Below are 22,484 nucleotides of genomic sequence, written 5' to 3'. Positions count from 1 at the left end.
GGCACGAAGCCAGTCAGCCGAAGGGTCACACCCGCAGTCGCCAACCCACAGCCCAGCACCATCAGGCTGCGAAGGGAATCCTCACAGTCAGCCGACGTGGACGCCCTCGGGCGCGTCCTCGGTGGCCAGCTCCTCGTGCTTGACGTCGAGGAAGATCCACACGATCGCCGAGGCGGCCAGCATCATGATCGCGCCGGTGGCGAAGGCCATCGTCGCGCCCTCGGTGAAGGCGCCGAGGCTGGCCAGCTGGCCGAGCGCGGCCTCGTCGAGGCCCGGTGCGGCCGCCGCGATCGACGGTGCGATCTCGTCGGCGCGGGTCTGGGCGAAGTGGAGCGACACGGTGCTGAGGGTGGCGAGACCGAGCGCGCCACCGACCTGCTGCATGGTGTTGAGCACGCCCGAACCGATCCCGGTGTCCTGGGCCCGCAGGTGGTGCACGGCGACCAGGGTCAGCGGCACGAAGTTGAGCCCCATGCCGAAGGCCATCAGCACGATGAACGGCAGGATCTGCGTCCAGTAGTTGACCCCGTCCCCGATCGGGACGCCCTGACCGCCCAGCGAGGCAGGCAGCGAGCCCAGGATCGAGGCCGGGTCCTCGGGCACCGTGATCCGGCTGAAGCCGTAGAGCGCGGCCGCCGAGAGCAGCGTGCCGATGCCGGACAGCCAGCGCGGGTCGACGTGGCTGATGAGCTTGGACGCCGCCGTCGCCGAGATGATCATCGCGACCGAGAAGGGCAGGAACGCGACACCGGTCTTGAGCGGGGAGTAGCCCACGACCTGCTGGATGAAGAGCGACAGGAAGAAGAACATCGCGAACATCGCGGCCGGGACGATCATCATCACCGCGAACGCGGCGGCGCGGTTCTTGGACTTGAAGATCCGGAACGGCATCAGCGGGTGCTCGACGCGCGACTCGACCAGCAGGAAGACGCCGAGCAGCGCGATGCCGATCGCCAGGCTGATGATGGTCGTGCTGTCGTCGAAGCCGTGCGCCTCCTGGCCCGCGAGCGAGAGGCCGTAGACGACGGCGAGCAGGCCGCCGGTGCCGGTGATGGCACCGGGGACGTCGAGCCAGCCGGTGTGGCGCTCGGACTCGTCGAAGTAGCGGGGGGCGAGCACGGCGGCGAACACGCCGATCGGCACGACGATGAGGAAGGTGTAGCGCCAGCCCGCGATGCCCAGCGGGTCGTCGAGGCCGGTCAGCCAGCCACCGAGGAGCAGGCCGACGGCCGCACCGACGCCGGCCATCGCGGCGTACACGGCGAAGGCGCGGTTGCGCTCCTTGCCGGCCGGGAAGGTCGTCGTGATCAGCGCGAGGGCGGCGGGGGAGGCCAGCGCCGCGCCGGTGCCCTGGAAGGCGCGGGCCGCGAGGAGCATGAACTCGTTCTGGGCGATTCCTCCGAGGAGCGAGGCGAGGGCGAAGACAAGCACGCCGATGATGAAGATCCGGCGGCGGCCGTAGAGGTCGGCCAGCCGTCCGCCGAGCAGCAGGAACCCGCCGAAGGTCAGGGCGTAGCCCGTGACGATCCACTGGAGGTTGGCCTGGTCGATGTCGAGGTCGGTGCCGATGTAGGGGAGGGCGATGTTGGCGATGGTGGAGTCGAGCACCACCATCAGCTGGGCCAGGGAGATGAGGATGAGTGCCCACCGGAGCCGCTTGTGCTGCTCGGGGGTGACCTCCGCCGGCTCCGCGGCCTGGATCTGGTCGGACATGGTGTTCCTTCGGGTCTGGGCTGGTGTCAGCTCGCGGCGACGGCCGCGGGCAGGATGATCTGGTCGATGACGCGATCGATGAGGTCGGGGCTCGGCGGCTCGCCGAGCATGAGGAAGCGGTGGAGGACGATGCCCGGCAGGGCGGGGGCGATCAGGGAGATGTCGACGTCGTCGCGCAGCTCGCCGCGGTCCCGGGCCCGCTCGAAGATCGCCATGGACTGCGCGACCTTCGGCCCGAGCACCTGGGTGCGGTAGGCCTCGGCGAACTCGGGGTCCCGGCTGATGGCGGTGAGGACGCTGGTGAAACGGCTGACGGTGTGGCGGTCGGTGAGCCCGCCGAAGCCGCAGTACGCCGCCGCGAGGTCGCCGCGCAGGGAGCCGGTGTCGGGCGGCTCGGGGGCCGCCTTCTGCGCGACGAGGGCGTCGATGACCAGGGTCAGCTTGTTGGTCCACCGGCGGTAGAGCGTGGCCTTCGACGCCTTGGCGCGGGTCGCCACCGCGTCCATGGTGAGCCGGTCGTAGCCGACCTCGGCGAGCACCTCGAGGGCGGCGTCGAGGATCTCCTGCTCACGGTCGCCCTCCACCCGGGGTCGGGTGGTGGTCTCTGCTGGGGTCATGCGGGATGGAACACCTTCGTTCCATCCGGCATTCCCGCTGGTCTGGACCAGTTCGCCGTACGACGCCCTGCGCGGTCCTGCCCGGTCGTGCGCCGCGTCGTCGGTGGGGGAGGGCAGACTGTGCCCATGACCGTGGAGCCCGCCCCCGCCGACGCCCGGGAGCGTCACCAGGAGCTCAGCGAGCAGGTCGAGGACGCTCGCTGGCGCTACTACGTCCTCGACGACCCGACCCTGTCCGACGCCGACTTCGACGTCCGGCTGCGCGAGCTCGAGGCCCTCGAGGAGGCGCACCCCGAGCTGCGGACCCCCGACTCGCCGACCCAGACCGTGGGTGGGGCGGTCTCGACGGAGTTCACCGCCGTCGACCACCTCCAGCGCATGGAGAGCCTCGACAACGCGTTCTCCTTCGACGAGCTCAACGCGTGGTACTCCCGGCTCGCCCGCGACGGCGTGGAGTCGCCCGACCTGCTCTGCGAGCTCAAGGTCGACGGCCTGGCCATCAACCTCCTCTACGAGCAGGGGCGGCTCGTGCGCGCGCTCACCCGCGGCGACGGGCGCACCGGCGAGGACGTCACCCCCAACGTCAAGACCATCGACTCGGTCCCGCACCGCCTCACCGGCACCGACGACCTGCCCGTGCCCGCGCTCGTCGAGGTCCGCGGCGAGGTCTTCCTGCCGGCCGAGGCCTTCGAGCGGCTCAACGCCTCGATGGCCGACGCCGGCAAGCCGCTCTTCGCCAACCCGCGCAACGCCGCGGCCGGGTCGCTGCGGCAGAAGGACCCCCGGGTCACCGCCACCCGGGCGCTCGGCATGGTCTGCCACGGCCTCGGCGCGCGCGAGGGATTCGAGCCCGTCGCGCAGTCCGCGTCGTACGCCGCGATGCGCACCTGGGGGTTGCCGACCTCCGACCAGGTCCGGGTCGTCCCGACGATCGAGGAGGTGCGCGCCTACGTCGAGCACGTCGGCGAGCACCGCCACACCATCGTGGGCTACGAGATCGACGGCGTCGTCGTCAAGGTCGACGACGTGCAGCTGCAGCGCCGGCTCGGGTCGACGAGCCGGGCGCCGCGCTGGGCGATCGCCTACAAGTACCCGCCCGAGGAGGTCAACGCCAAGCTCCTGTCCATCGAGGTCAACGTCGGTCGCACCGGCCGCGTCACGCCGTACGGCGTCATGGAGCCCACCCGGGTCGCGGGCTCGACGGTGGAGAACGCCACGCTCCACAACGCCCACGAGGTCAGGCGCAAGGACGTCCGGCCCGGCGACACCGTCGTGCTGCGCAAGGCCGGTGACGTGATCCCCGAGATCGTCGGCCCGGTGCTCGCGCTGCGGCCCGAGGACGCCGCCGAGTGGGTGATGCCGACCGAGTGCCCGGCCTGCGGCACCACGCTGGCCCAGCAGAAGGAGGGCGACAAGGACCTCCGCTGCCCCAACCACGAGAAGTGCCCCGCCCAGGTGCGCGAGCGGGTGTTCCACGTCGCCGGGCGCGGTGCCTTCGACATCGAGGGTCTCGGCTACGAGGCCGCGGCGGCGCTGCTCGACGCCGGCGCGATCGCCAACGAGGGTGACCTCTTCGACCTCGACGAGGCGGTCCTGCTGACCGCCCCGCTCTTCACCCGGGCGCCCAAGAAGGGAGAGGAGGGGCCGCAGCTCAGCGCCAACGGCGCCCGGCTGCTCGCCAACCTCCACGAGCGCAAGGCCGGGGTCCCGCTGTGGCGGGTGCTGGTCGCGCTGTCGATCCGGCACGTCGGGCCGACCGCGGCTCGCGCCCTCGCCACCCGGTTCGGCTCGATGGCCGCGGTCCGGGAGGCCGACGAGGAGACCCTCGCCAACACCGACGGCGTGGGGCCCACGATCGCCGCGTCCGTCCGCGAGTGGTTCCACGGCAGCAGCGCGGGGGACGCCGAGACCGACGAGGTCGGCGACAACGCGGGCTGGCACAACGCGATCGTCGACGCCTGGGAGGCCGCCGGCGTGACGATGGCCGACGAGCGCGACGAGTCCGTGCCGCGCACCCTGGAGGGGGTCACCGTCGTGGTGACCGGCTCGCTCGAGGCCTACACGCGCGACTCCGTCAAGGAGGCGATCATCGTGCGCGGCGGCAAGGCGTCCGGGTCGGTCTCCAAGAAGACCGACTACGTCGTGGTCGGCGACAACGCCGGCTCCAAGGCCGACAAGGCAGAGCAGCTCGGCCTCACGATCCTCGACGAGGCGGGCTTCGAGCGCCTGCTCGCGCACGGACCCGAGCCGGTCGCCGAGGAGGAGCCCGACGAGGTCTAAAGGCCGGGACGACGTTTGGCGGGCCTCCGGGCCGGACATGAGGGAGGGACGACTATCTCCTGGGGGTCCACATGCGTCTCGTCCCGTCCGCTGCACTCACGCTCGGCCTGCTCGTCCCGGGCCTTCTCGTCACGACGACCGCCGCTGATGCCGCGGCCGCCTCGTGCGGGGGTCTCCGGGCCACCATCGTCGGCAACGCCAGGGCCGACACGATCGAGGGGACCGACCGTCGCGACGTGATCGCGGCCGGTGACGGCAACGACACCATCCGCGGCCTTGGCGGCAACGACGTCATCTGCGGCGGCGAGGGGACCGACCGGATCTTCGGCGGCGCCGACGACGACGCGATCTTCGGCGGCACGGACCGCTACTGGACCGACCGGTTCGGCCTGGTGCACAAGGAGGGTGACGTCATCGACCCGGGCGCCGGCAACGACACCGTCGACCCCGGCTACGACGCCCGGCCCGTCTCGCCCGGTGTCCTCGCCATGCCCGACACCGTGACGTACGCCGACGCGCCGGCCGCCGCGGTCGTCGACCTGCGCACCACCCCGGCGACGGTCGGGGCGCACGGCGCCGACACCATCGCCGTGGCGGCCGGCTCCGGGCTGCGCTTCGTGGGGACCGCGTTCAACGACGTCATCCGGGGGACCTACCAGGAGGACGTGCTCATCGGCCGCGGCGGTGACGACCAGATCTACGGCCACGACGACGCCGACCGGATCCTCCCCGACGGCGACGGCAGCGCCGGGGCCGACCTCGTGGACGGCGGCTCCGGCGGGGACCGGATCGTCAGCGTCGCCGGCTACGACACCCTGCTGGGTGGTCCCGGCGTCGACGCCATCTCGTCGACGTCGCTCAACCGGTTGGCGATCAAGGGCGGCTCGGGTGGCGACACCGTGACCGTTCCGGTGCCCGGGGAGTCCGGCTTCACGGTCGTGGGCAACAGCGGTCAGGACAAGCTGCGGATGGTGGCCTACGCCAACCCGGCCGCCTTCCCGACGGTGCGCATCGACCAGCGCAAGGGCCTCACCAAGGTCACCCAGCTCCAGCCGGTCGCGGTGAGCGGCAAGTTCCAGAGCTTCACCGAGGTCTCGCTCCCCGCCAACGCCAGGACGATCTACAAGGGGACGATGAAGGGCGAGGTCATCGACGCCCACCCCGACTTCGGGGCGATCATCAAGGCCCGCGGCGGGGCCGACGTCATCACCGGCTCCAACCTGAAGGACACCCTGATCGGCGGCGCCGGCTTCGACATCGGCTTCGGCAAGAGCGGCAAGGACCGCTGCAAGCTGATCGAGCGGCGCCAGAGCTGCTGAGCTCGCTCCCGCAGACCACGCGGCATCTCCCGGCATCCCGGGCGCCGGGAGATGCCGCGTGCGGCGTACGCGCCGGTCGCACCTAGGATTGCCGCCATGCCCGAGATCTCCCGCGAGGAGGTGGCCCACCTGGCCACCCTCGCCCGCATCGACCTCGACGACGCCGAGCTCGACCACCTCGCCCCCCAGCTGAGCGTGATCCTCGAGTCCGTCGCGTCCATCAACGGCGTGGCCGGCGACGACGTCCCCCCGACGTCGCACGCCCTGCCGCTCACCAACGTCTTCCGCGAGGACGTGGTGGTGCCCGGCCTGACCGCCGAGGAGGCGCTGTCCGGTGCCCCCGCCAGCGAGCAGCAGCGCTTCAGCGTGCCGCGGATCCTGGGGGACGAGCAGTGAGCACCGACATCAGGCAGACCGCCGCGGCGATGGCCGATGCCCTGGCCGCGGGCGAGACCACCAGCGTGGAGCTCACCCGGCTGCACCTCGACCGGATCGCCGCCGTCGACACCGACGTGCACGCCTTCCTGCACGTCGACGCCGAGGGCGCGCTGGCCCAGGCCGCCGAGTCCGACTCCCGCCGCGCCCGGGGCGAGCTGCTCAGCCCGCTCGACGGCGTGCCGATCGCCGTCAAGGACGTGCTGACCACCACCGGCCTGCCGACCACCTGCGGCTCGCGGATCCTCGAGGGCTGGGTCCCGCCGTACGACGCCACCGTCGTCGCGCGCCTCAAGGCCGCCGGCCTCCCGATCCTGGGCAAGACCAACATGGACGAGTTCGCGATGGGCTCCTCCACCGAGCACTCGGCGTACGGTCCGACGCGCAACCCGTGGGACCTCGACCGGATCCCCGGCGGCTCCGGCGGCGGCTCGGCGGCCGCGGTCGCGGCCTTCGAGGCCCCGCTCGCCATCGGCACCGACACCGGCGGCTCGATCCGCCAGCCCGGTGCCGTCACCGGCACGGTCGGCGTCAAGCCGACGTACGGCGGTGTCTCCCGCTACGGCCTCGTCGCGCTGGCCAACAGCCTCGACCAGGCCGGCCCGGTCACCCGCACCGTGCTGGACGCCGCGATGCTGCACGACGTCATCGGCGGCCACGACCCGCGCGACTCCACCTCCATCGACCAGGAGTGGCCGTCGTTCACCGAGGCCGCCCGCCGGGGCGCCACCGGGGACATGACCGGCGTGAAGGTCGGCGTCATCACCGAGCTGGCCGGCGACGGCTGGCAGCCGGGCGTGATGACCCGCTTCACCGAGTCCGTGGAGCTGCTCGTCGAGGCGGGTGCCGAGGTCGTGGAGGTCTCCTGCCCGTCGTTCGTCCACGCGATGGCGGCCTACTACCTGATCCTGCCGGCGGAGGCGTCCAGCAACCTCGCCAAGTTCGACGCGATGCGCTACGGCCTCCGGGTGCTGCCCGAGGGCGTCGACAACCCGAGCGCCGAGGAGGTCATGCGCGCCTCCCGCGACGCCGGTTTCGGCGACGAGGTCAAGCGCCGCATCATCCTGGGCACCTACGCCCTCTCCAGCGGTTACTACGACGCCTACTACGGCCAGGCCCAGAAGGTCCGCACGCTGATCAGCCGGGACTTCGAGGCCGCGTTCGAGCAGGTCGACGTCCTCGTGTCGCCGACCGCGCCCACCACGGCGTTCAAGCTGGGGGAGAAGCTCGACGACCCGATCGCGATGTACCTCAACGACCTCGCGACCATCCCCGCCAACCTCTCCGGCGTCCCCGGCATCTCGGTGCCCAGCGGCCTCGCCGACGAGGACGGCCTGCCCGCGGGCTTCCAGATCCTCGCCCCCGCGCTCGCCGACGAGCGGGTCTACCGCGTCGGGGCGGCGCTGGAGTCCCTCCTGGCCGCCCGCTGGGGCGGCAGCCTGCTGGACCGGGCGCCCGCCCTGGAGAGCGCCGACGTCACCGAAGGGACGCACGCATGACCGAGCGACGTACTGAGCCTGCCGAAGTGACGCTGATGCCGTACGACGACGTGCTGGCGGCCTTCGACCCGGCGCTGGGCCTCGAGGTCCACGTCGAGCTCAACACCGCGTCCAAGATGTTCTGCGGCTGCCCGGCCGTCTTCGGTGGCGACCCCAACTCCGGTACCTGCCCGACCTGCCTGGGCCTGCCCGGCGCCATGCCGGTCGTCAACGGCAAGGCCGTGGAGTCCGCGATCCGGATCGGCCTCGCGCTCAACTGCGACATCGCCGAGTGGTGCCGCTTCGCGCGGAAGAACTACTTCTACCCGGACATGCCGAAGAACTTCCAGACCTCGCAGTACGACGAGCCCATCGCCTTCGACGGCTGGATGGACGTCGAGGTCGACGGGGAGACCTTCCGCGTGGAGATCGAGCGCGCGCACATGGAGGAGGACACCGGCAAGTCGCTGCACGTCGGCGGCAGCACCGGCCGGATCCACGGCGCCGACTACTCGCTGGTCGACTACAACCGGGCCGGCATCCCGCTCATCGAGATCGTCACCCGCCCCATCATGGGCGCGGGGGAGCGGGCCCCCGAGGTCGCCAAGGCGTACGTCGCCCAGCTGCGCGAGCTCATCCTCGCCCTCGGCGTCTCCGAGGCGCGGATGGACCAGGGCAACCTGCGCGCCGACGTCAACCTGTCGCTGGCGCCCAAGGGCACCGGCACCCTCGGCACCCGCACCGAGACCAAGAACGTCAACTCGTTCCGCTCCGTCGAGCGGGCCGTGCGCTACGAGATGCAGCGCCACGCCGCCATCCTCAGCGGGGGCGGGTCGATCCTCCAGGAGACCCGGCACTGGCACGAGGACACCGGCGTGACCACCAGCGGCCGCGTCAAGTCCGACGCGGACGACTACCGCTACTTCCCCGAGCCCGACCTGGTGCCGGTGGCTCCGAGCCGGGAGTGGGTCGACGAGCTGCGCGGCACCCTCCCGGAGAACCCGACGCAGAAGCGGGCCCGCCTCCAGGGCGAGTGGGGCTTCTCCGACCTCGAGATGCGCGACACCCTCGGTGCCGGCGCCTTCGGGCTGGTCGAGGAGACGATCGCCGCCGGGGCCACCCCCCAGGCGGCTCGCAAGTGGTGGCTCTCCGAGCTGGCCCGTCGCGCCAACGACACCGGGACCGACATCGCCGCGCTCGGGGTCACCCCGACCGACGTCGCCGCCGTCCAGCAGCTCATCGACGCGGGCAGCATCAACGACAAGCTGGCCCGCCAGGTCTTCGAGGGCCTGTACGCCGGCGAGGGCACCCCCGAGCAGATCGTCGAGGCCCGCGGGCTGGCCATCGTCTCCGACGACGGAGCGCTGGGAGCGGCCGTCGACAAGGCGATCGCCGACAACCCGGACGTCGCCGACAAGATCCGCGACGGCAAGGTCGCGGCCGCCGGGGCGCTCATCGGCTCGGTGATGAAGGAGATGCGCGGACAGGCCGACGCCGGCCGTGTGCGAGAGCTCATTCTCGAGAAGCTCACCTAGGGGATTCCGAGGGCGCCCGCTGGCTGTAGTGTGCGCCTCGGAAACCATCATTCGACTGCAGCGGGGAAGCCGGTCCAACTCCGGCGCTGACCCGCAACCGTAGGCGTCCCGATCACCTCGGGGCGCGAGCCGGACCGCCCGCTGCAGGCAACCTGACAACCACGCTGCGAGGAAACAGCGGGTGTCGTCCCCTCGCAGGGCCGCCTCCCGCCACAACAGCGGGAAGGAAAGCATGTCTCACGCACTGCGCTCCCACACCTGGCGGCGTGCCGCCGGGCTGGTGGCCGCGTCCACCCTGGCGCTCACCGTCGTCGCCCCGTCGGCCACGGCCGCCCCGCCCACCACGGGCAAGACCGACGACGGTGCGATCACCGTGGCCGGCTCCTGGCTCAAGGGGGAGCTCACTGACGGGCTCGTCGACGCCGGTGGCTTCACGGACTACGGCCTCACCCTCGACACCGGCTTCGCCCTCGACCAGGCCGGTGACAAGTCCGGCGTGGCCACCATCAACCGGGCCTTCCAGCCGGTCATCAACGACTACATCTCCGGCGATGCCTTCGGCGACGCGGGCAGCACCTACGCCGGCTCGGTCGCCAAGGCCGCGACCTTCGCCCGGGTCGCCGGTGCCAACGCCACGTCGTACGGCGGGGTCAACCTGGTCACCCGGCTCGAGGAGCGCGTGAGCTCGACCGCCCCGATCGTGGGTCGCATCGAGGACAAGTCGACCTTCGGCGACTACGCCAACACCCTCGGCCAGTCGTACGCCGTCCGCGCCCTCACCGAGGCGAAGTCGCAGCGCGCCTCCGACGCCGTCGCCTTCCTGCTCGCCCAGCAGTGCAGGTCCGGGTTCTTCCGCCAGGACTTCACCAAGGACAAGGCCGCCGCGGCGCAGGGCTGCGCGGAGGGCCAGACCGGCTCCGAGCCCAGCGTCGACGCCACCGCGCTCGCCGTCGTCAACCTGCTCGAGGGTGACGCCAAGGGCCCCGGCGTCAACGCGGCCGTCGACAACGCGACCGACTGGCTGGTGACCCAGCAGAAGAAGAACGGCTCCTTCGCCGGCAACACCAACAGCACCGGCCTCGCCGGCTGGGCCCTCGGCCTGGTCAAGGACCGGACGTCCGCCACCAAGGCCGCGACCTGGGTGCGCAAGCAGCAGCCCGTCGACAAGAACCGCTGCCGCAGCGCCCTCACCAAGGACACCGGCGCGATCGCCTACGAGGCCAAGGCCGTCAAGGCCGCCCGCAACAGCGGTCTCACCGACGGCGACGTGCGCGGCCAGTGGCGTCGTGCCACCGCCCAGGCGATGGCCGTCCTGCAGTGGGCGCCGGCCGCACGCACCGACCTGAGCGTCACCCTGGTGCGCTCGTCCGCCGAGTCCGGCGACAAGGTCCGCGTCAAGGTCTGGGGCCTCGCCCCGGGCGAGCGCGCCTGCGTCTCGATCAAGGGCGACCCCAAGCGGATCGTCGGCAAGGCCTCCGCCAAGCCGGTCACCCGCAAGCTCACCATGCCCACCGGCAACAAGACGCGCATCGTGAAGGTCAAGACGGCCGACGACGCCGCCAAGACCCGCATCTCGGTGCGCAACTGAAGGTTCCACCCGTGACGAGAGCACCCCTCGCACGCCTCGTCGCCGCGGCCACCCTGGTGGCCGCGGCGGCGGTCGTGCTCGGCCCGACGACGCCGGCCTCGGCCGCATCCTGCACGTCGGGCTCCGGCGTCACCGTGGTCGTCGACCCCGGTGCGCTGGGGGGTGCCCTCACGGCGGCGTGCGACAGCGGCTCCGGGCAGGCGGCGTCCGCCCGGTACGCCGACGTCGGCGTCGCGATCAGCTACGTCCAGCGCCAGCCCGGCTTCGTGTGCCGCGTCAACGGCGCGCCCGCCAGCGACCCCTGCGTCAACACCCCGCCCGCCGACGCCTACTGGGGCCTGTGGTGGACCGACGGTGAGAGCGGCACGTGGAGCTACTCCTCCATCGGGGTCACCGGCCTCCAGGTGCCCGAGGGTGGGGCGGTCGCCCTCGCGTGGCAGCAGGGCGGCACCCGTCGTACGCCCGGCATCGCCGCACCCGTGCACGCGGCGCCCTCGCCGAACCCCACCAAGGCGCCCACGAAGACCCCGACGCCCACGAAGTCGCCCACGAAGACCCCGACCACCCCGCCGACCTCGTCCGCCCCCGCGTCGCCCTCGGGCACCCCGTCGAGCAGCCTGTCCGCCCCCGCCTCGCCGAGCAGCTCGCCGAGCAGCTCGCCGACCGGGTCGGCGAGCGGGTCCGCCACGCCGAGCCCCTCGGGCTCCCCGAGCCGCAGCCCGCGGCCGAAGCCGCAGGGCACGCCGACGCCGTCGGAGGACACCAGCAGCCCGGCCGACGCCTCCTCCGCTCCGTCCCCGAGCGCCGGGACCGCCGACGCGACCACCGCCGGGAGCAGCGCGGAGGCTGCGTCCGACTCGGCCCGTGTGCCCACCTGGGTCACCCTGGCCGTGCTGGTCGCGCTCGTGGCCGCCCTCGGCGCGATGACCGTGGCCGCGCGACGTCGCCGCGGCGACCGGCCGTGAGGACCCGGCTCGCCCGGGACCTGCACCCGGTCGCCTGGTGGGTGTGGGCCATCGGGCTCGCCACCGCCGCGACCCTCACCACCAACCCGTTCCTCCTCCTGCTCCTCGTGGCCGTGGCCGCCGTCGTGGTGCAGGCGCGGCGCTCGGACCACCCGTGGGCGCGCTCGTTCCGGCTCTACGTCTGGCTCGGCGTCGCGATCGTGCTCATCCGGGTGGTCTTCCGGATCGTCTTCGGCGGGGTGGACGGTGGCCACGTGCTGCTCGACCTGCCGACCGTGCCGCTGCCCGAGTGGGTCGCCGGCGTCCGCCTGCTCGGACCGCTCACCGTCGAGAGCCTGCTCGCCGGCCTGTACGACGGCCTGCGGCTGGCCACCATCGTCATCTGCATCGGTGCGGCCAACTCGCTGGCCAACCCCAAGCGGCTGCTGACGTCGGTCCCGCCTGCGCTCTACGAGATCGGCACGGCCCTGGTCGTGGCCGTCACCGTCTTCCCGCAGCTGGCCGACAGTGCCCGCCGGGTGCGCGCCGCCCAGGCGCTGCGCGGGGGAGCCGACGGGCGCGTGGGCCGGTTGCGTCGCTTCCTGGTCCCCGTCCTGGAGGACGCCCTGGAGCGCTCCCTCGCGCTGGCCGCCGGCATGGACACCCGCGGCTACGGCCGGGCCGGCACCGCCACCCCGGCCGAGCGCCGGCTCACCGGCGCGCTGCTCCTGGGCGCGCTGTGCGGCATCGGGGTGGGCACCTACGCGGTCCTCGACTCGACGGCCCCGCGCTGGCTGGCCACGCCGATGCTGCTCGTCGGCGTCGTGGTGGCCGTCGTCGGGATGGTCACCTCCGGGCGCCGGGTGCAGCGGTCCCGCTACCGTCCCGACCCGTGGCGGCTCGAGGAGAGCCTCGTCGCGCTGTCCGGCCTGGCCGTCGGCGCCGTGGTCTGGTGGATCGCGGGGAACGACGTGCTGGTGGCGCACCCCGGCGTCGAGTCGATGCCCTACCTCAGCGTGGAGGCACTGGCCGCCGTCCTCATCGGCCTCTCGCCCGCCGTGGTGGCGCCCCGGCCCCGGCACGCGCTCGCCCCGGCGCTGGTGGTGGGCGCATGATCGAGCTGCGGGACATCCACTTCGCGTACGACGACGCCCCGACCCCCGTCCTGGACGGGATCGACCTGACCCTCGAGGAGGGCGAGCTGGTGCTCGTCTCCGGGCGCACCGGCGTCGGCAAGTCCACCCTGCTCGGCGTGCTCACCGGGCTGGTGCCCCGCTTCAGCGGGGGCACGCTCACCGGTGACGTGCTGCTGGACGGCGCGAGCATCATCGACCTGCCGCCCCGCGAGCGCGCGCACGTGATCGGGTACGTCGGCCAGGACCCGGTCGCCGGCTTCGTCACCGACACCGTCGAGGAGGAGCTCGCCTACGGGATGGAGCAGCTCGGCACCGCGCCGGACACCATGCGACGCCGAGTGGAGGAGACCCTGGACCTGCTCGGGATCGCCGGTCTCCGGTCCCGCGACCTGCGGAGCCTGTCCGGCGGCGAGCAGCAGCGGGTCGCCATCGGCGCGGTGCTCACCACCCACCCGCGCCTGCTCGTGCTGGACGAGCCGACCTCGGCCCTGGACCCGACGGCGGCCGAGGACGTGCTCGCGACCCTGACCCGCCTCGTGCACGACCTCGGGCTCACCGTGCTCCTCGCCGAGCACCGGCTCGAGCGGGTGGTGCCCTTCGCCGACCGGATCGCCCTGCTCACCGGTGACGGGGGCCTGCGGGTCGACGAGCCGGCCACCGTGCTGGCCACGTCCCCGGTGGTGCCGCCCATCATCGAGCTGGGTCGCGCGGCGGGCTGGTCGCCGCTCCCGCTCAGCGTGCGCGAGGCCCGGCGACGTGCCCGCGGCCTGCACGACCTCGCCGCGCCCCCGGAGCTGCCCGCGACGGGCGGGGAGATCCTCCTGGACGCCCACGGCCTCACCGTCACCCACGGCCAGCACGTGGCCGTCCGCGACGTCGACGTCGCGCTGCGCTCCGGCCACGTGACCGCCCTGATGGGGCGCAACGGGTCCGGCAAGTCGACCCTGATCTGGACCCTCCAGGGCTCCCGCGACCGCCGCTCCGGCTCCGTCGCGGTCGACGGCTCCGACCCCGCGCGACTCGACGCCGCCCGACGCCGGGCCCTTGTCGGGCTGGTCCCGCAGACGGCCGCGGACCTGCTCTACCTCGAGACGGTGGACGAGGAGTGCGCGGCCGCCGACGCCGCGGCCGGGGGTGGCCCCGGCACGTGCCGGGCCCTGCTGGAGCGGCTGGCCCCGGGCATCGACCCCGACCACCACCCGCGCGACCTCTCCGAGGGCCAGCGCCTCGCCCTGGTCCTGGCGATCGTGCTCACCACCAGCCCACGGGTGCTGCTGCTCGACGAGCCGACCCGTGGCCTCGACTACGCCGCCAAGCGCCAGCTGGCCGCGATCGTGCGGGACCTCGCCGACGACGGGCACGCGGTGCTCATCGCGACCCACGACGTGGAGTTCGTCGCCTCCGTGGCCGACGACGTCGTCGTGCTCGCCGAGGGGGAGGTCGTGTCCACCGGCCGCACCCGGCAGGTCGTCGCCGCGTCCCCGTCGTACGCCCCGCAGGTCACCAAGATCCTCGGCCCGCCCTGGCTGCGCGTCGACGAGGTCGTGGCGGCGATGGAGGCGGCGCGATGAGCCTCGACACATCGAGACGGCGCCGGAGCGCCTCCTCGGTGCAGCCCTCCGCCCGACCGACGACGGGCTCCGCCCGCCCGCCGACGCGACCACGCCCACCGGCGGTGCCGGTCCGGTTGCGCTCGGCACTGGTCCTGGCGGCGGCCTCGGCGGCCGGGCTGATGATGCTGTGCTGGCCGCTGCTGCTGCGGGCGCCGGAGAGCGGCCGGGTCGACCCGCCGTTCCTGTTCCTGGCGCTGCTCCCGCTGGTGATCGTCGTCGTGCTGGTGGAGTTCAGCGAGGGCGGGATGGATGCCCGGGTGCTGGCCATCCTGGGTGTCCTCAGTGCGGTCAACGCCGTGCTGCGGGGCCTCGGCGCCGGCACCGCGGGCATCGAGCTCGTCTTCTTCCTGCTGATCCTGGCCGGGCGGGTCTTCGGACCCGGGTTCGGCTTCGTGCTGGGCTGCACGTCGTTGTTCGCGAGCGCGCTGATGACGGCGGGGGTGGGTCCGTGGCTGCCGTTCCAGATGATGCTCTCCGCGTGGATCGGCATGGGGGCGGGCCTGCTGCCGCGACGGTTGACCGGACGCGCCGAGATCGCCGTGCTGGTCGTCTACGGCATCGTCGCGTCGTACGCCTTCGGCATCCTGATGAACCTCTCCAGCTGGCCCTTCACCCTCGGCATCGTGGTGCCCGGGCACGAGGGGACGCTGTCGTACGTCGCGGGGGCGCCGCTGGAGGAGAACCTCCAGCGGTTCGCCGTCTACACCCTGCTCACCTCGACGGCCAGCTGGGACACCGGTCGCGCGATCACCACGTCGATCGCGCTGGTCGTGCTCGGCCCGGCCATCCTGACCACGCTGCGCCGTGCGTCGCGGCGCTCGGTGGTCATGCGGACGGGATGACCCGCAGGATCCGGTCGTCCTCGCCGGCGGGCGTGCCCCGGCCGTCGCGGTTGGACGTGGTGACCCACAGGTCCCCGTCGGGCGTCGTGGCCACCGTGCGGACCCGGCCGTAGTCGCCCTCGAGGAACGCCGTCGGCTCGCCGAGCCGGTCACCGCGCACCGGCACCCGCCACAGCCTCTCCCCGCGCAGTGCGCCCACCCACAGGTGCCCGTCGGCGTAGGCCATCCCCGACGGTGAGGCGGCCGACGTCGGCCAGGTGACCAGCGGGTCGACGTAGTCGTCGCCGCCACCGGGTCCCTCCACGACCGGCCAGCCGTAGTTGGCGCCCGGCTCGATGAGGTTGATCTCGTCGTACGTCGAGTCGCCGAACTCCGAGGCCCACAGCCGGCCCTCGTCGTCGAAGGCGAGCCCCTGCACGTTGCGGTGGCCCAGCGACCAGACGGGGGAGCCGGGGTCCGGGTTGCCGGGGGCGGGCTCGCCGTCGGTGGTGATCCGCAGGATCTTGCCGGCCAGCGAGTCGGGGTCTTGGGCGAGCTCGGTCTCGCCGGTCTCGCCGGTGGAGACGTAGAGGTGGCCGTCGGGACCGAAGGCGAGCCGGCCGCCGTCGTGGATAAAGCCCTTCGGGATGCCGTCGAGGACGACCTCGGCCTCGCCCAGCCGGCCGTCGACGAGCTCGGCCCGCAGCACCCGGTTGTCCTCGGCGGTGGTGGCGTAGAGGTAGACGTCGCGCCCGTCGCCGGCCGGGTCCACGGCCACGCCGAGCAGGCCGCCCTCGCCCTCCGGGACGGCCTCGGTCACCTCGCCCACCTCGTCCACCGCGCCGTCGGGGCCCACGGAGAGCACGCGGCGACTGTCGCGCTCGGTCACCAGAGCTGTCCCGTCCTCGAGGAAGGCCACCCCCCACGGCACCGCCAGCCCGGACGCCACGGTGCCGGCGACCCGCGGGGTCCCGTCACCGGCGGGGCTCGACGTCGGGTCTGTCGGCGTGCTCGCCGGGGCGTCGGGCGTCGCGTCGGTGGGCTGCGTGGCGCTCGGGATCGCGGGCTCGGTGTCGCCGTCGGCGCACCCCGCCAGGGCGGCGGCACCGAGCAGGCCGGCCAGCACGAGCCGCACCCGCATCAGGAGACCCGCTCCAGCAGCTCGAGGAGCAGCCGGTGCACCGCGTCGGGCTGCTCCATCTGCACGAAGTGGCTCGCCCGCAGCTCGACGTACTCCGCCTCGGCCATCCGGGCCGCGGCGGTGCGCATGTCGCGGGCCCCGGCCAGGACGTCGTACGACGCGGCGACGAAGGTCGCGGGGACGTGCACGTTGCTCAGCGAGACCCGGGCGTGCTTGCTGGTGCCGAGGGCGAGGTGGAAGTACCAGTCGACCGGCGTGGCGAGGAACTCCCGGACCGCGCGGGCGGCCAGCGCGGTGTCCGGCACGGGGAGCATGAAGCCGGAGTGGGTCAGTGCCCCCATCGTGAGCGGCGTGACCGGCACCCGGTTGACCACCGGCGACAGCAGCCGGCCGGTGTGCTTGAGCACCCGCGAGGCGTTGACCGCGGCGAGGTGGGCGACCAGGCGTGGCACGCGCAGCGGTCCGAGCATCGTGGCGAAGGTGTCGCCCGGGACGCCGGCGACCGCGAGGATCCCGCTCACCCGCTCCGGGTGGTGGACCGCCAGCTCGAAGGCGGTGTTGACGCCCATCGACCACCCCATGAGGACGGTCCGCTCGACCCCGAAGTGGTCCATCACCGAGAGCCCGTCCTCCACGAACTCGGTGACGCCGACCCGGGCGGGGTCGGTCGGGCGCGCGGAACCCCCGACACCGCGGTGGTGCCACGAGATCACCCGCACACCGCAGTCGGGCTCGAAGAGTGCCGGCCACGCCCAGGGCCCCGTCCCGAGGCCGTTGCACAGCAGGACCGTCGGGCCCTCGATCGTGCCGTCGGGATCGTTGGTCCAGGCGCGGAGCCGGGTGCCGTCGTCGGAGCGGACGTCGACGTAGCCGATCTCGAGGGCTGCCGTCACCTCGGTGGTGCCGGGCGTGCTCTGGGTGGCCATGGGCCCGATTGTGCCTGCCCGACGATGACGCCGGGGACGACGGCCCCGGGCTGGTCACCCGCCCTTCACACCGGCGTCGTCGTGACGTCGACTCCGGCTGCGCACCCTTCGGGCATGGAGACTTCTCGGCGAATCCTGCTCAAGACCGGCCTCGTGACGGGCGGTGCGGCCCTGGCCGCGACCCCCGTCCTCCTCGACCAACGGCCCAGCGCCGCTGCGCCCCCGACCCGCACCGACCCGTTCACGCTCGGTGTCGCCAGCGGTGACCCGCTGCCCGACGGCTTCGTGATCTGGACCCGGCTCGCGCCCGACCCGCTGGCCGACGACGGCGCGGGCGGGATGCCGTCGCGGCACCAGCAGGTCGGCTGGCAGGTCGCGACCGACGCCCGCTTCACCGACGTCGTCCGCGCCGGTTCGGTCCGCACCGGCCCCGAGCTCGGTCACGCGGTGCACGTCGAGGTGGGCGGGCTGCTGCCGGGGCGCGAGTACTTCTACCGGTTCCGCGCCGGGCGCCACCTGTCGCCGTCCGGCCGCTCCGTGACCGCTCCCGACCCGCGGTCGATGCCCGCGTCGCTGTCGATGGCCTTCGCCTCGTGCTCGCAGTTCGAGCACGGCTGGTTCAGTGCCTACGGCCGGCTCGCGGAGGAGCGGCCGGACCTCGTCCTGCACCTCGGCGACTACCAGTACGAGTACAAGGCAGACAGCTACACGATCCCGGGCGGCAACGTCCGCGACCACCGCGGCCCGGAGACCGTCAGCCTCGCGGGCTACCGGCAGCGGCTCGCTCAGTACAAGACCGACCCGGACCTCCAGGCCGCCCACGCCGCGGCCCCGTGGCTGGTGGTGTTCGACGACCACGAGGTGGACAACAACTGGGCCGACGAGATCGCGGAGAACGCCGCCTCGCAGCCCGGCTTCATGGACCGCCGCGCCGCCGCCTTCCGCGCCTACTACGAGAACATGCCGCTGCGCCGTACCTCCGTGCCGGCCGGACCCGACCTGCAGCTCTACCGATCGGTCCAGTGGGGCCAGCTCGCGAGCTTCCACATGCTCGACACCCGGCAGTACCGCGACGACCAGGCCTGCGGTGACGGGTACGACGACTGCCCGCCCGCCGCGGCACCGGAGCGGTCCCTGCCGGGCACCACCCAGGAGGCATGGCTGGCCGAGCGCTTCGCCGCGTCCACCCAGACCTGGGACGTGCTCGGCCAGCAGGTGTTCTTCGGCCGCCGGGACAGCACGGCGACCCCGGACAACACGGTGTCGATGGACCCCTGGGACGGATACCCGGCCTCGCGGGACCGGGTCGTGCGGTCGTGGGTCGACGCCGGGGTGCGCAACCCGGTCGTGCTGACCGGCGACGTGCACGCCCACTGGGGATCCGACGTGCTCACCGACTGGACCGACGGCTCGTCGCCCGTGCTCGGCTCGGAGTTCGTCTGCTCGTCGATCACCAGCGGCGGTGACGGCTACGACAAGGCGGACGGCACCCACCCGTGGGCCGCCCAGAACCCCAACCTGACCTTCTGGACCAACCTGCGCGGCTACGTCAGCACCACCATCACGCCCACCTCGTTCACCGCCGACTACCGGTGACTGCCGCGGGTCTCGGTGCCGGGCGAGCAGGCCTTCACGCGCGCGTCGTTCGTGGTCGACGACGGTGTCCGCGGGATGCGCCAGGTCGCGGACAACCCGCTGCCCACCGCCAGGGCCGACCGGTCGTTGCGGGCTCCGCGCAGCGACGCCGCGATCATCGCCGACACGATCGAGGCCGAGACGGGGCACTGAGCAGCGTCAGTCCGGGGCCGGCTCCGTCAGCACGGGCCGGCCCCGGGTGGCGCCCACGCTGGCCGCGATGACGCACGCGATGGCGACGCCCTGCAGGGGCGTGATTACCTCGTGGAGGATCACGATCGCGGCCAGCGCGGCCGCGGCGGGCTCGAGGCTCATCAGGATCGAGAACACCGACGGCGGCAGGGTCCGCAGCGCGGTCATCTCGCAGCTGTAGGGGATGACCGAGGAGAGCAGGCCGATCATGGCCCCGATCAGCAGGACGCGACCGTCGAGGAGCGTGTCGCCGCCCGAGACGATCGCCGGGACGGTGAGCAGCAGGGTGGCCAGGACGCTGGCGACGGCCAGGCCGTCGAGTCCCGGCCAGCGCGCCCCGGTGCGGGCGCTGAGCAGGATGTACGCCGCCCACGCGGCGCCCGCGAGCAGGGCGTAGAGCACGCCCGCCACCGTCAGGTCGGCCGGCTCGAAGCCGAGGAGCAGGACGCCGAGGCCGGCGAGCCCCACCCAGACCAGGTCCCGGGCCCGGCGCGAGCCGAGGACGGCCAGGGTCAGCGGTCCGATGAACTCGATGGTGACCGCGATGCCCAGCGGGATGCGCGCGAAGGACTGGTAGATCGCCCAGTTCATCACCCCCAGGCTCACCCCGAAGCCGGCCACCACCATCCAGTCCTCCCGGCTGCGCGCCTTGAGGCGGGGGCGGGCGATGGCGGTGAGGACGAGGGCGCTGGTCACCAGCCTCAGCCAGACGATCGCGGTGGGCGAGATGGTGCCGAAGAGGTCCTTGGCGAACGCCGCACCGACCTGGACGGAGATGATGCCCACGACCACCAGCCAGATGGCTCGTGTCACCCGTCCGCCTCCTCCCGCAGCTCCTCCTCGTGCAAGCGCTCGATGAGGGTGGTGACGATACGGCGCTCGTTGTCGAAGTAGTCGAGGCCCCAGTCCGCCACGAGACTCGGGTGCCGGAACGGCTGTCCCGGCCCGTCCGACCCGCGCAGCCCCTCGCGGACCCGCACCAGTGCCTCCCGCTCGGTGTCGAGGGCCTCGACGTGCGCCTCGAGCATCGCGATGGTCGTCCCCGGGTCCACCACGTGGCCCAGCAGCAGCCGCAGCGCCACCGGGTGCTTGAGCACCGAGAAGCCCGGCTCGGTCCCGCGCATCCAGGTCTCGAGGGCGCGGCGGCCCTTGGCGCTGAGCCGGTACGTCGTGCTGCCCGAGGTCTCGGCTCCGTCCGACGCCCCCCGGCCGCTCGACCTCCCCTGGCTGTTCGACCTGCGGGAGCGGGTGAGGACCAGGCCGTGCTCGGTGAGCCGGGCCAGCTCGCTGTAGACCTGGCTCATCGCGGGGGAGACCCAGTAGAAGCGCAGGGTGGCGTCCGCCCGCTGCTTGAGCTCGTAGCCGGTCAGCTCGTCCCCGAACGTGAGCAGCCCGAGGAGCGCGTACGAGGTGACAGGAAGGTCTTGACCCATGGTGTGATCAGACTACTGTTCCTATTAGGAATACCGGAGACAGGAGTGGTGGCATGGCGCGCACGTTGTTGATGGTCGGGACCCGCAAGGGTCTGTTCATCGGGACCTCCGACGAGGCGCGGACCGCCTGGGAGTGGACGGGACCGCACTTCCCGATGGAGGAGGTCTACTCCGTCCTCATCGACCGGCGCGGCGACACCCCGCGCCTCTTCGCGGGTGCGTCGTCGAGCTGGCTCGGGCCGCAGGTCTGGCGCTCGGACGACCTCGGCGCCTCCTGGCAGGAGACGCCCAACGGCGCGATCCGCTTCCCGGAGGACGCGACGTTGCCCGACGGCAGCCCGGCCACCCTGGCCCGCGTGTGGCAGCTGGCGCCGGGTGTCGAGGACGGCGTCATGTGGGCCGGCACCGAGCCGGGCGCGATCTTCCGATCGACCGACCGCGGCGAGACCTTCGACCTGGTCCGCGGGCTCTGGGACCACCCGCACCGGCAGGAGTGGAACGAGGGCTTCGGCGGCCAGGCGTTCCACACGATCCTGCCGCACCCGACCGACGGCGACTCGGTGCTCGCGGCGATCTCGACCGGCGGCGTCTACCGCACGTCCGACGGCGGCGACACGTGGACCGCGTCCAACACCGGGGTCAAGGCGGAGTTCTTCCCCGGCGAGCGCAACTTCCCGGAGTTCGGCCAGTGCGTGCACAAGGTCGCCCGTGACGCGACCGACCCCGACCGTCTCTTCCTCCAGAACCACGGCGGCGTCTACCGCTCCGACGACGGGGGAGCGTCGTGGCAGGACATCGCTCCCGGGCTGCCCTCGGAGTTCGGCTTCGCGATGGTGACCCACCCGCGTGAGGCCAACACGGCGTACACCTTCCCGATCGCCGACGCCGGCGGCCGCTGGCCCGTGGACGGCAAGGCGCGCGTCTGCCGTACGACGGACGGGGGCGCCAGCTGGAAGCCCCTCGGCGAGGGTGCCCTGCCCGACAGCTTCTACGCCGCGGTGATGCGGGACGCCATGTGCGCCGACGACCACCAGGCGGCGGGCCTCTACTTCGGCGGCCGCAACGGCGCCGTCTGGTGCTCGCCGGACACCGGCGAGACCTGGCAGGAGATCCACAAGGACCTGCCTGACGTGATGTTCGTGCGCGCCGCGGCCCTCGACTGATGGCCGACTTCACGATGTCGCGCTCGACCACGGTCGACGCCCCCACGGACCGGGTCCACGGCCTCGTCGACGACTTCCGCCAGTGGCAGGAGTGGTCACCGTGGGAGGGTCTGGACCCCGCGCTCGAGCGGAGGTACTCCGGTCCCGCCTCGGGCGTCGGCTCGCGCTACCACTGGTCGGGCAACAAGAAGGCCGGCGAGGGCGACATGGAGATCGTCGAGTCCACCCCGTCGCGGGTGGCGGTCGACCTGCAGTTCCTCAAGCCCTTCAAGGCGCGCAACCTCACGACCTTCGACCTCGAGCAGGTCGGCGGTGGCCGGACCCGCGTCGTGTGGACGATGACCGGCCGGCGCAACCCCGTCATGTCGCTCGCGGGCAAGCTGTTCTTCGACAAGGCCATCGGCAAGGACTTCGACCGGGGCCTGGCCTCACTCAAGGCGGCCGCCGAGGCGCGTTGACGGGGATCACCCCGGCTCGAGGAACACGGCCTTGGTGAGCCGTGTTGGGGACAGGTG

The 22,484-nt window shown here is 72.9% G+C and carries 20 protein-coding genes; 14 read left to right on the top strand and 6 right to left on the bottom strand.

Annotated elements, in window-relative coordinates:
• Positions 1 to 87: 87 nt before the first annotated feature.
• Positions 88 to 1,713, bottom strand: a complete 1,626-nt coding sequence (locus tag DAE25_RS18975; protein WP_107767690.1) for an MFS transporter — start codon at positions 1,711 to 1,713, stop codon at positions 88 to 90.
• Positions 1,714 to 1,739: 26 nt separating this feature from the next.
• Entirely contained in the window at positions 1,740 to 2,330 is a 591-nt protein-coding gene (locus tag DAE25_RS18970; protein ID WP_107767689.1) for a TetR/AcrR family transcriptional regulator, read from the bottom strand.
• A gap of 126 nt (positions 2,331 to 2,456) precedes the next feature.
• On the opposite strand from DAE25_RS18970, the gene ligA reads away from it, so the two are divergent.
• The 10 genes from ligA (at position 2,457) to DAE25_RS18920 (ending at position 15,500) form a co-directional block, all read left to right on the top strand.
• Positions 2,457 to 4,610: an NAD-dependent DNA ligase LigA gene (ligA, locus tag DAE25_RS18965; protein ID WP_107767688.1), complete on the top strand. Its 2,154-nt coding sequence runs from the start codon at positions 2,457 to 2,459 to the stop codon at positions 4,608 to 4,610.
• Between the two features lie 71 nt (positions 4,611 to 4,681).
• Positions 4,682 to 5,929 carry a calcium-binding protein gene (locus tag DAE25_RS18960; protein WP_107767687.1) on the top strand — a complete coding sequence of 416 codons (1,248 nt, stop codon included), beginning with the start codon at positions 4,682 to 4,684 and terminating at the stop codon, positions 5,927 to 5,929.
• A gap of 96 nt (positions 5,930 to 6,025) precedes the next feature.
• A complete protein-coding gene (gene gatC, locus DAE25_RS18955; RefSeq protein ID WP_056885707.1) occupies positions 6,026 to 6,325 on the top strand; it encodes an Asp-tRNA(Asn)/Glu-tRNA(Gln) amidotransferase subunit GatC in 300 nt (99 codons plus the stop codon).
• Positions 6,326 to 6,354: 29 nt separating this feature from the next.
• On the top strand, positions 6,355 to 7,863 hold the full coding sequence (gatA, locus tag DAE25_RS18950) for an Asp-tRNA(Asn)/Glu-tRNA(Gln) amidotransferase subunit GatA (RefSeq protein ID WP_234411147.1): 1,509 nt from the start codon (positions 6,355 to 6,357) through the stop codon (positions 7,861 to 7,863).
• The gene (gatB, locus tag DAE25_RS18945) at positions 7,860 to 9,377 is read left to right on the top strand and encodes an Asp-tRNA(Asn)/Glu-tRNA(Gln) amidotransferase subunit GatB (RefSeq protein ID WP_107767685.1); all 1,518 of its coding nucleotides are present in this window, start codon (positions 7,860 to 7,862) and stop codon (positions 9,375 to 9,377) included. The genes gatA and gatB overlap by 4 nt, the downstream gene beginning before the upstream one ends.
• A gap of 232 nt (positions 9,378 to 9,609) precedes the next feature.
• Positions 9,610 to 10,965: a prenyltransferase/squalene oxidase repeat-containing protein gene (locus DAE25_RS18940; protein WP_107767684.1), complete on the top strand. Its 1,356-nt coding sequence runs from the start codon at positions 9,610 to 9,612 to the stop codon at positions 10,963 to 10,965.
• Between the two features lie 11 nt (positions 10,966 to 10,976).
• Complete coding sequence (locus DAE25_RS18935) at positions 10,977 to 11,930, top strand: hypothetical protein (RefSeq protein WP_107767683.1); 954 nt, start codon at positions 10,977 to 10,979, stop codon at positions 11,928 to 11,930.
• A complete protein-coding gene (locus tag DAE25_RS18930; protein ID WP_107767682.1) occupies positions 11,927 to 13,024 on the top strand; it encodes an energy-coupling factor transporter transmembrane component T in 1,098 nt (365 codons plus the stop codon). Before DAE25_RS18935 ends, DAE25_RS18930 begins: the two co-directional genes overlap by 4 nt.
• The gene (locus DAE25_RS18925) at positions 13,021 to 14,616 is read left to right on the top strand and encodes an ABC transporter ATP-binding protein (RefSeq protein WP_107767681.1); all 1,596 of its coding nucleotides are present in this window, start codon (positions 13,021 to 13,023) and stop codon (positions 14,614 to 14,616) included. Before DAE25_RS18930 ends, DAE25_RS18925 begins: the two co-directional genes overlap by 4 nt.
• Entirely contained in the window at positions 14,613 to 15,500 is an 888-nt protein-coding gene (locus tag DAE25_RS18920; RefSeq protein WP_107767680.1) for an ECF transporter S component, read from the top strand. Before DAE25_RS18925 ends, DAE25_RS18920 begins: the two co-directional genes overlap by 4 nt.
• On the opposite strand, the gene DAE25_RS18915 is transcribed toward DAE25_RS18920, so the two are convergent.
• Together DAE25_RS18915 and DAE25_RS18910 are read right to left on the bottom strand one after the other, a co-directional pair.
• Positions 15,484 to 16,620 carry a PQQ-dependent sugar dehydrogenase gene (locus DAE25_RS18915; RefSeq protein ID WP_107767679.1) on the bottom strand — a complete coding sequence of 379 codons (1,137 nt, stop codon included), beginning with the start codon at positions 16,618 to 16,620 and terminating at the stop codon, positions 15,484 to 15,486. The genes DAE25_RS18920 and DAE25_RS18915 overlap by 17 nt on opposite strands.
• Positions 16,620 to 17,546: an alpha/beta fold hydrolase gene (locus DAE25_RS18910; RefSeq protein ID WP_107767678.1), complete on the bottom strand. Its 927-nt coding sequence runs from the start codon at positions 17,544 to 17,546 to the stop codon at positions 16,620 to 16,622. Before DAE25_RS18910 ends, DAE25_RS18915 begins: the two co-directional genes overlap by 1 nt.
• A 114-nt stretch (positions 17,547 to 17,660) precedes the next feature.
• Here DAE25_RS18910 and DAE25_RS18905 point away from each other — a divergent pair, with 114 nt between their 5' ends.
• Positions 17,661 to 19,142 carry an alkaline phosphatase D family protein gene (locus tag DAE25_RS18905; RefSeq protein ID WP_234411143.1) on the top strand — a complete coding sequence of 494 codons (1,482 nt, stop codon included), beginning with the start codon at positions 17,661 to 17,663 and terminating at the stop codon, positions 19,140 to 19,142.
• Between the two features lie 15 nt (positions 19,143 to 19,157).
• The gene (locus DAE25_RS24025) at positions 19,158 to 19,334 is read left to right on the top strand and encodes a hypothetical protein (RefSeq protein ID WP_234411142.1); all 177 of its coding nucleotides are present in this window, start codon (positions 19,158 to 19,160) and stop codon (positions 19,332 to 19,334) included.
• Between the two features lie 6 nt (positions 19,335 to 19,340).
• Here the strand turns inward: DAE25_RS24025 and DAE25_RS18900 are convergent, their stop codons facing one another.
• Both DAE25_RS18900 and DAE25_RS18895 read right to left on the bottom strand, forming a co-directional pair.
• On the bottom strand, positions 19,341 to 20,186 hold the full coding sequence (locus tag DAE25_RS18900) for an EamA family transporter (protein WP_234411141.1): 846 nt from the start codon (positions 20,184 to 20,186) through the stop codon (positions 19,341 to 19,343).
• The gene (locus tag DAE25_RS18895) at positions 20,183 to 20,806 is read right to left on the bottom strand and encodes a helix-turn-helix transcriptional regulator (protein ID WP_107767677.1); all 624 of its coding nucleotides are present in this window, start codon (positions 20,804 to 20,806) and stop codon (positions 20,183 to 20,185) included. Before DAE25_RS18895 ends, DAE25_RS18900 begins: the two co-directional genes overlap by 4 nt.
• A 53-nt stretch (positions 20,807 to 20,859) precedes the next feature.
• Between DAE25_RS18895 and DAE25_RS18890 the strand changes: the two genes are divergently transcribed.
• On the top strand, positions 20,860 to 21,969 hold the full coding sequence (locus tag DAE25_RS18890; RefSeq protein WP_107767676.1) for a WD40/YVTN/BNR-like repeat-containing protein: 1,110 nt from the start codon (positions 20,860 to 20,862) through the stop codon (positions 21,967 to 21,969).
• Entirely contained in the window at positions 21,969 to 22,427 is a 459-nt protein-coding gene (locus DAE25_RS18885) for an SRPBCC family protein (RefSeq protein WP_107767675.1), read from the top strand. Before DAE25_RS18890 ends, DAE25_RS18885 begins: the two co-directional genes overlap by 1 nt.
• The last annotated feature ends 57 nt before the right edge of the window (positions 22,428 to 22,484 follow it).

It is taken from the genome of Nocardioides terrigena, from assembly GCF_003047265.1.
Taxonomy (GTDB): Bacteria; Actinomycetota; Actinomycetes; order Propionibacteriales; family Nocardioidaceae; genus Nocardioides; species Nocardioides terrigena.
Note: the sequence above shows the minus strand (reverse complement) of the source record. Positions and strands in the feature narration are given on the sequence as shown.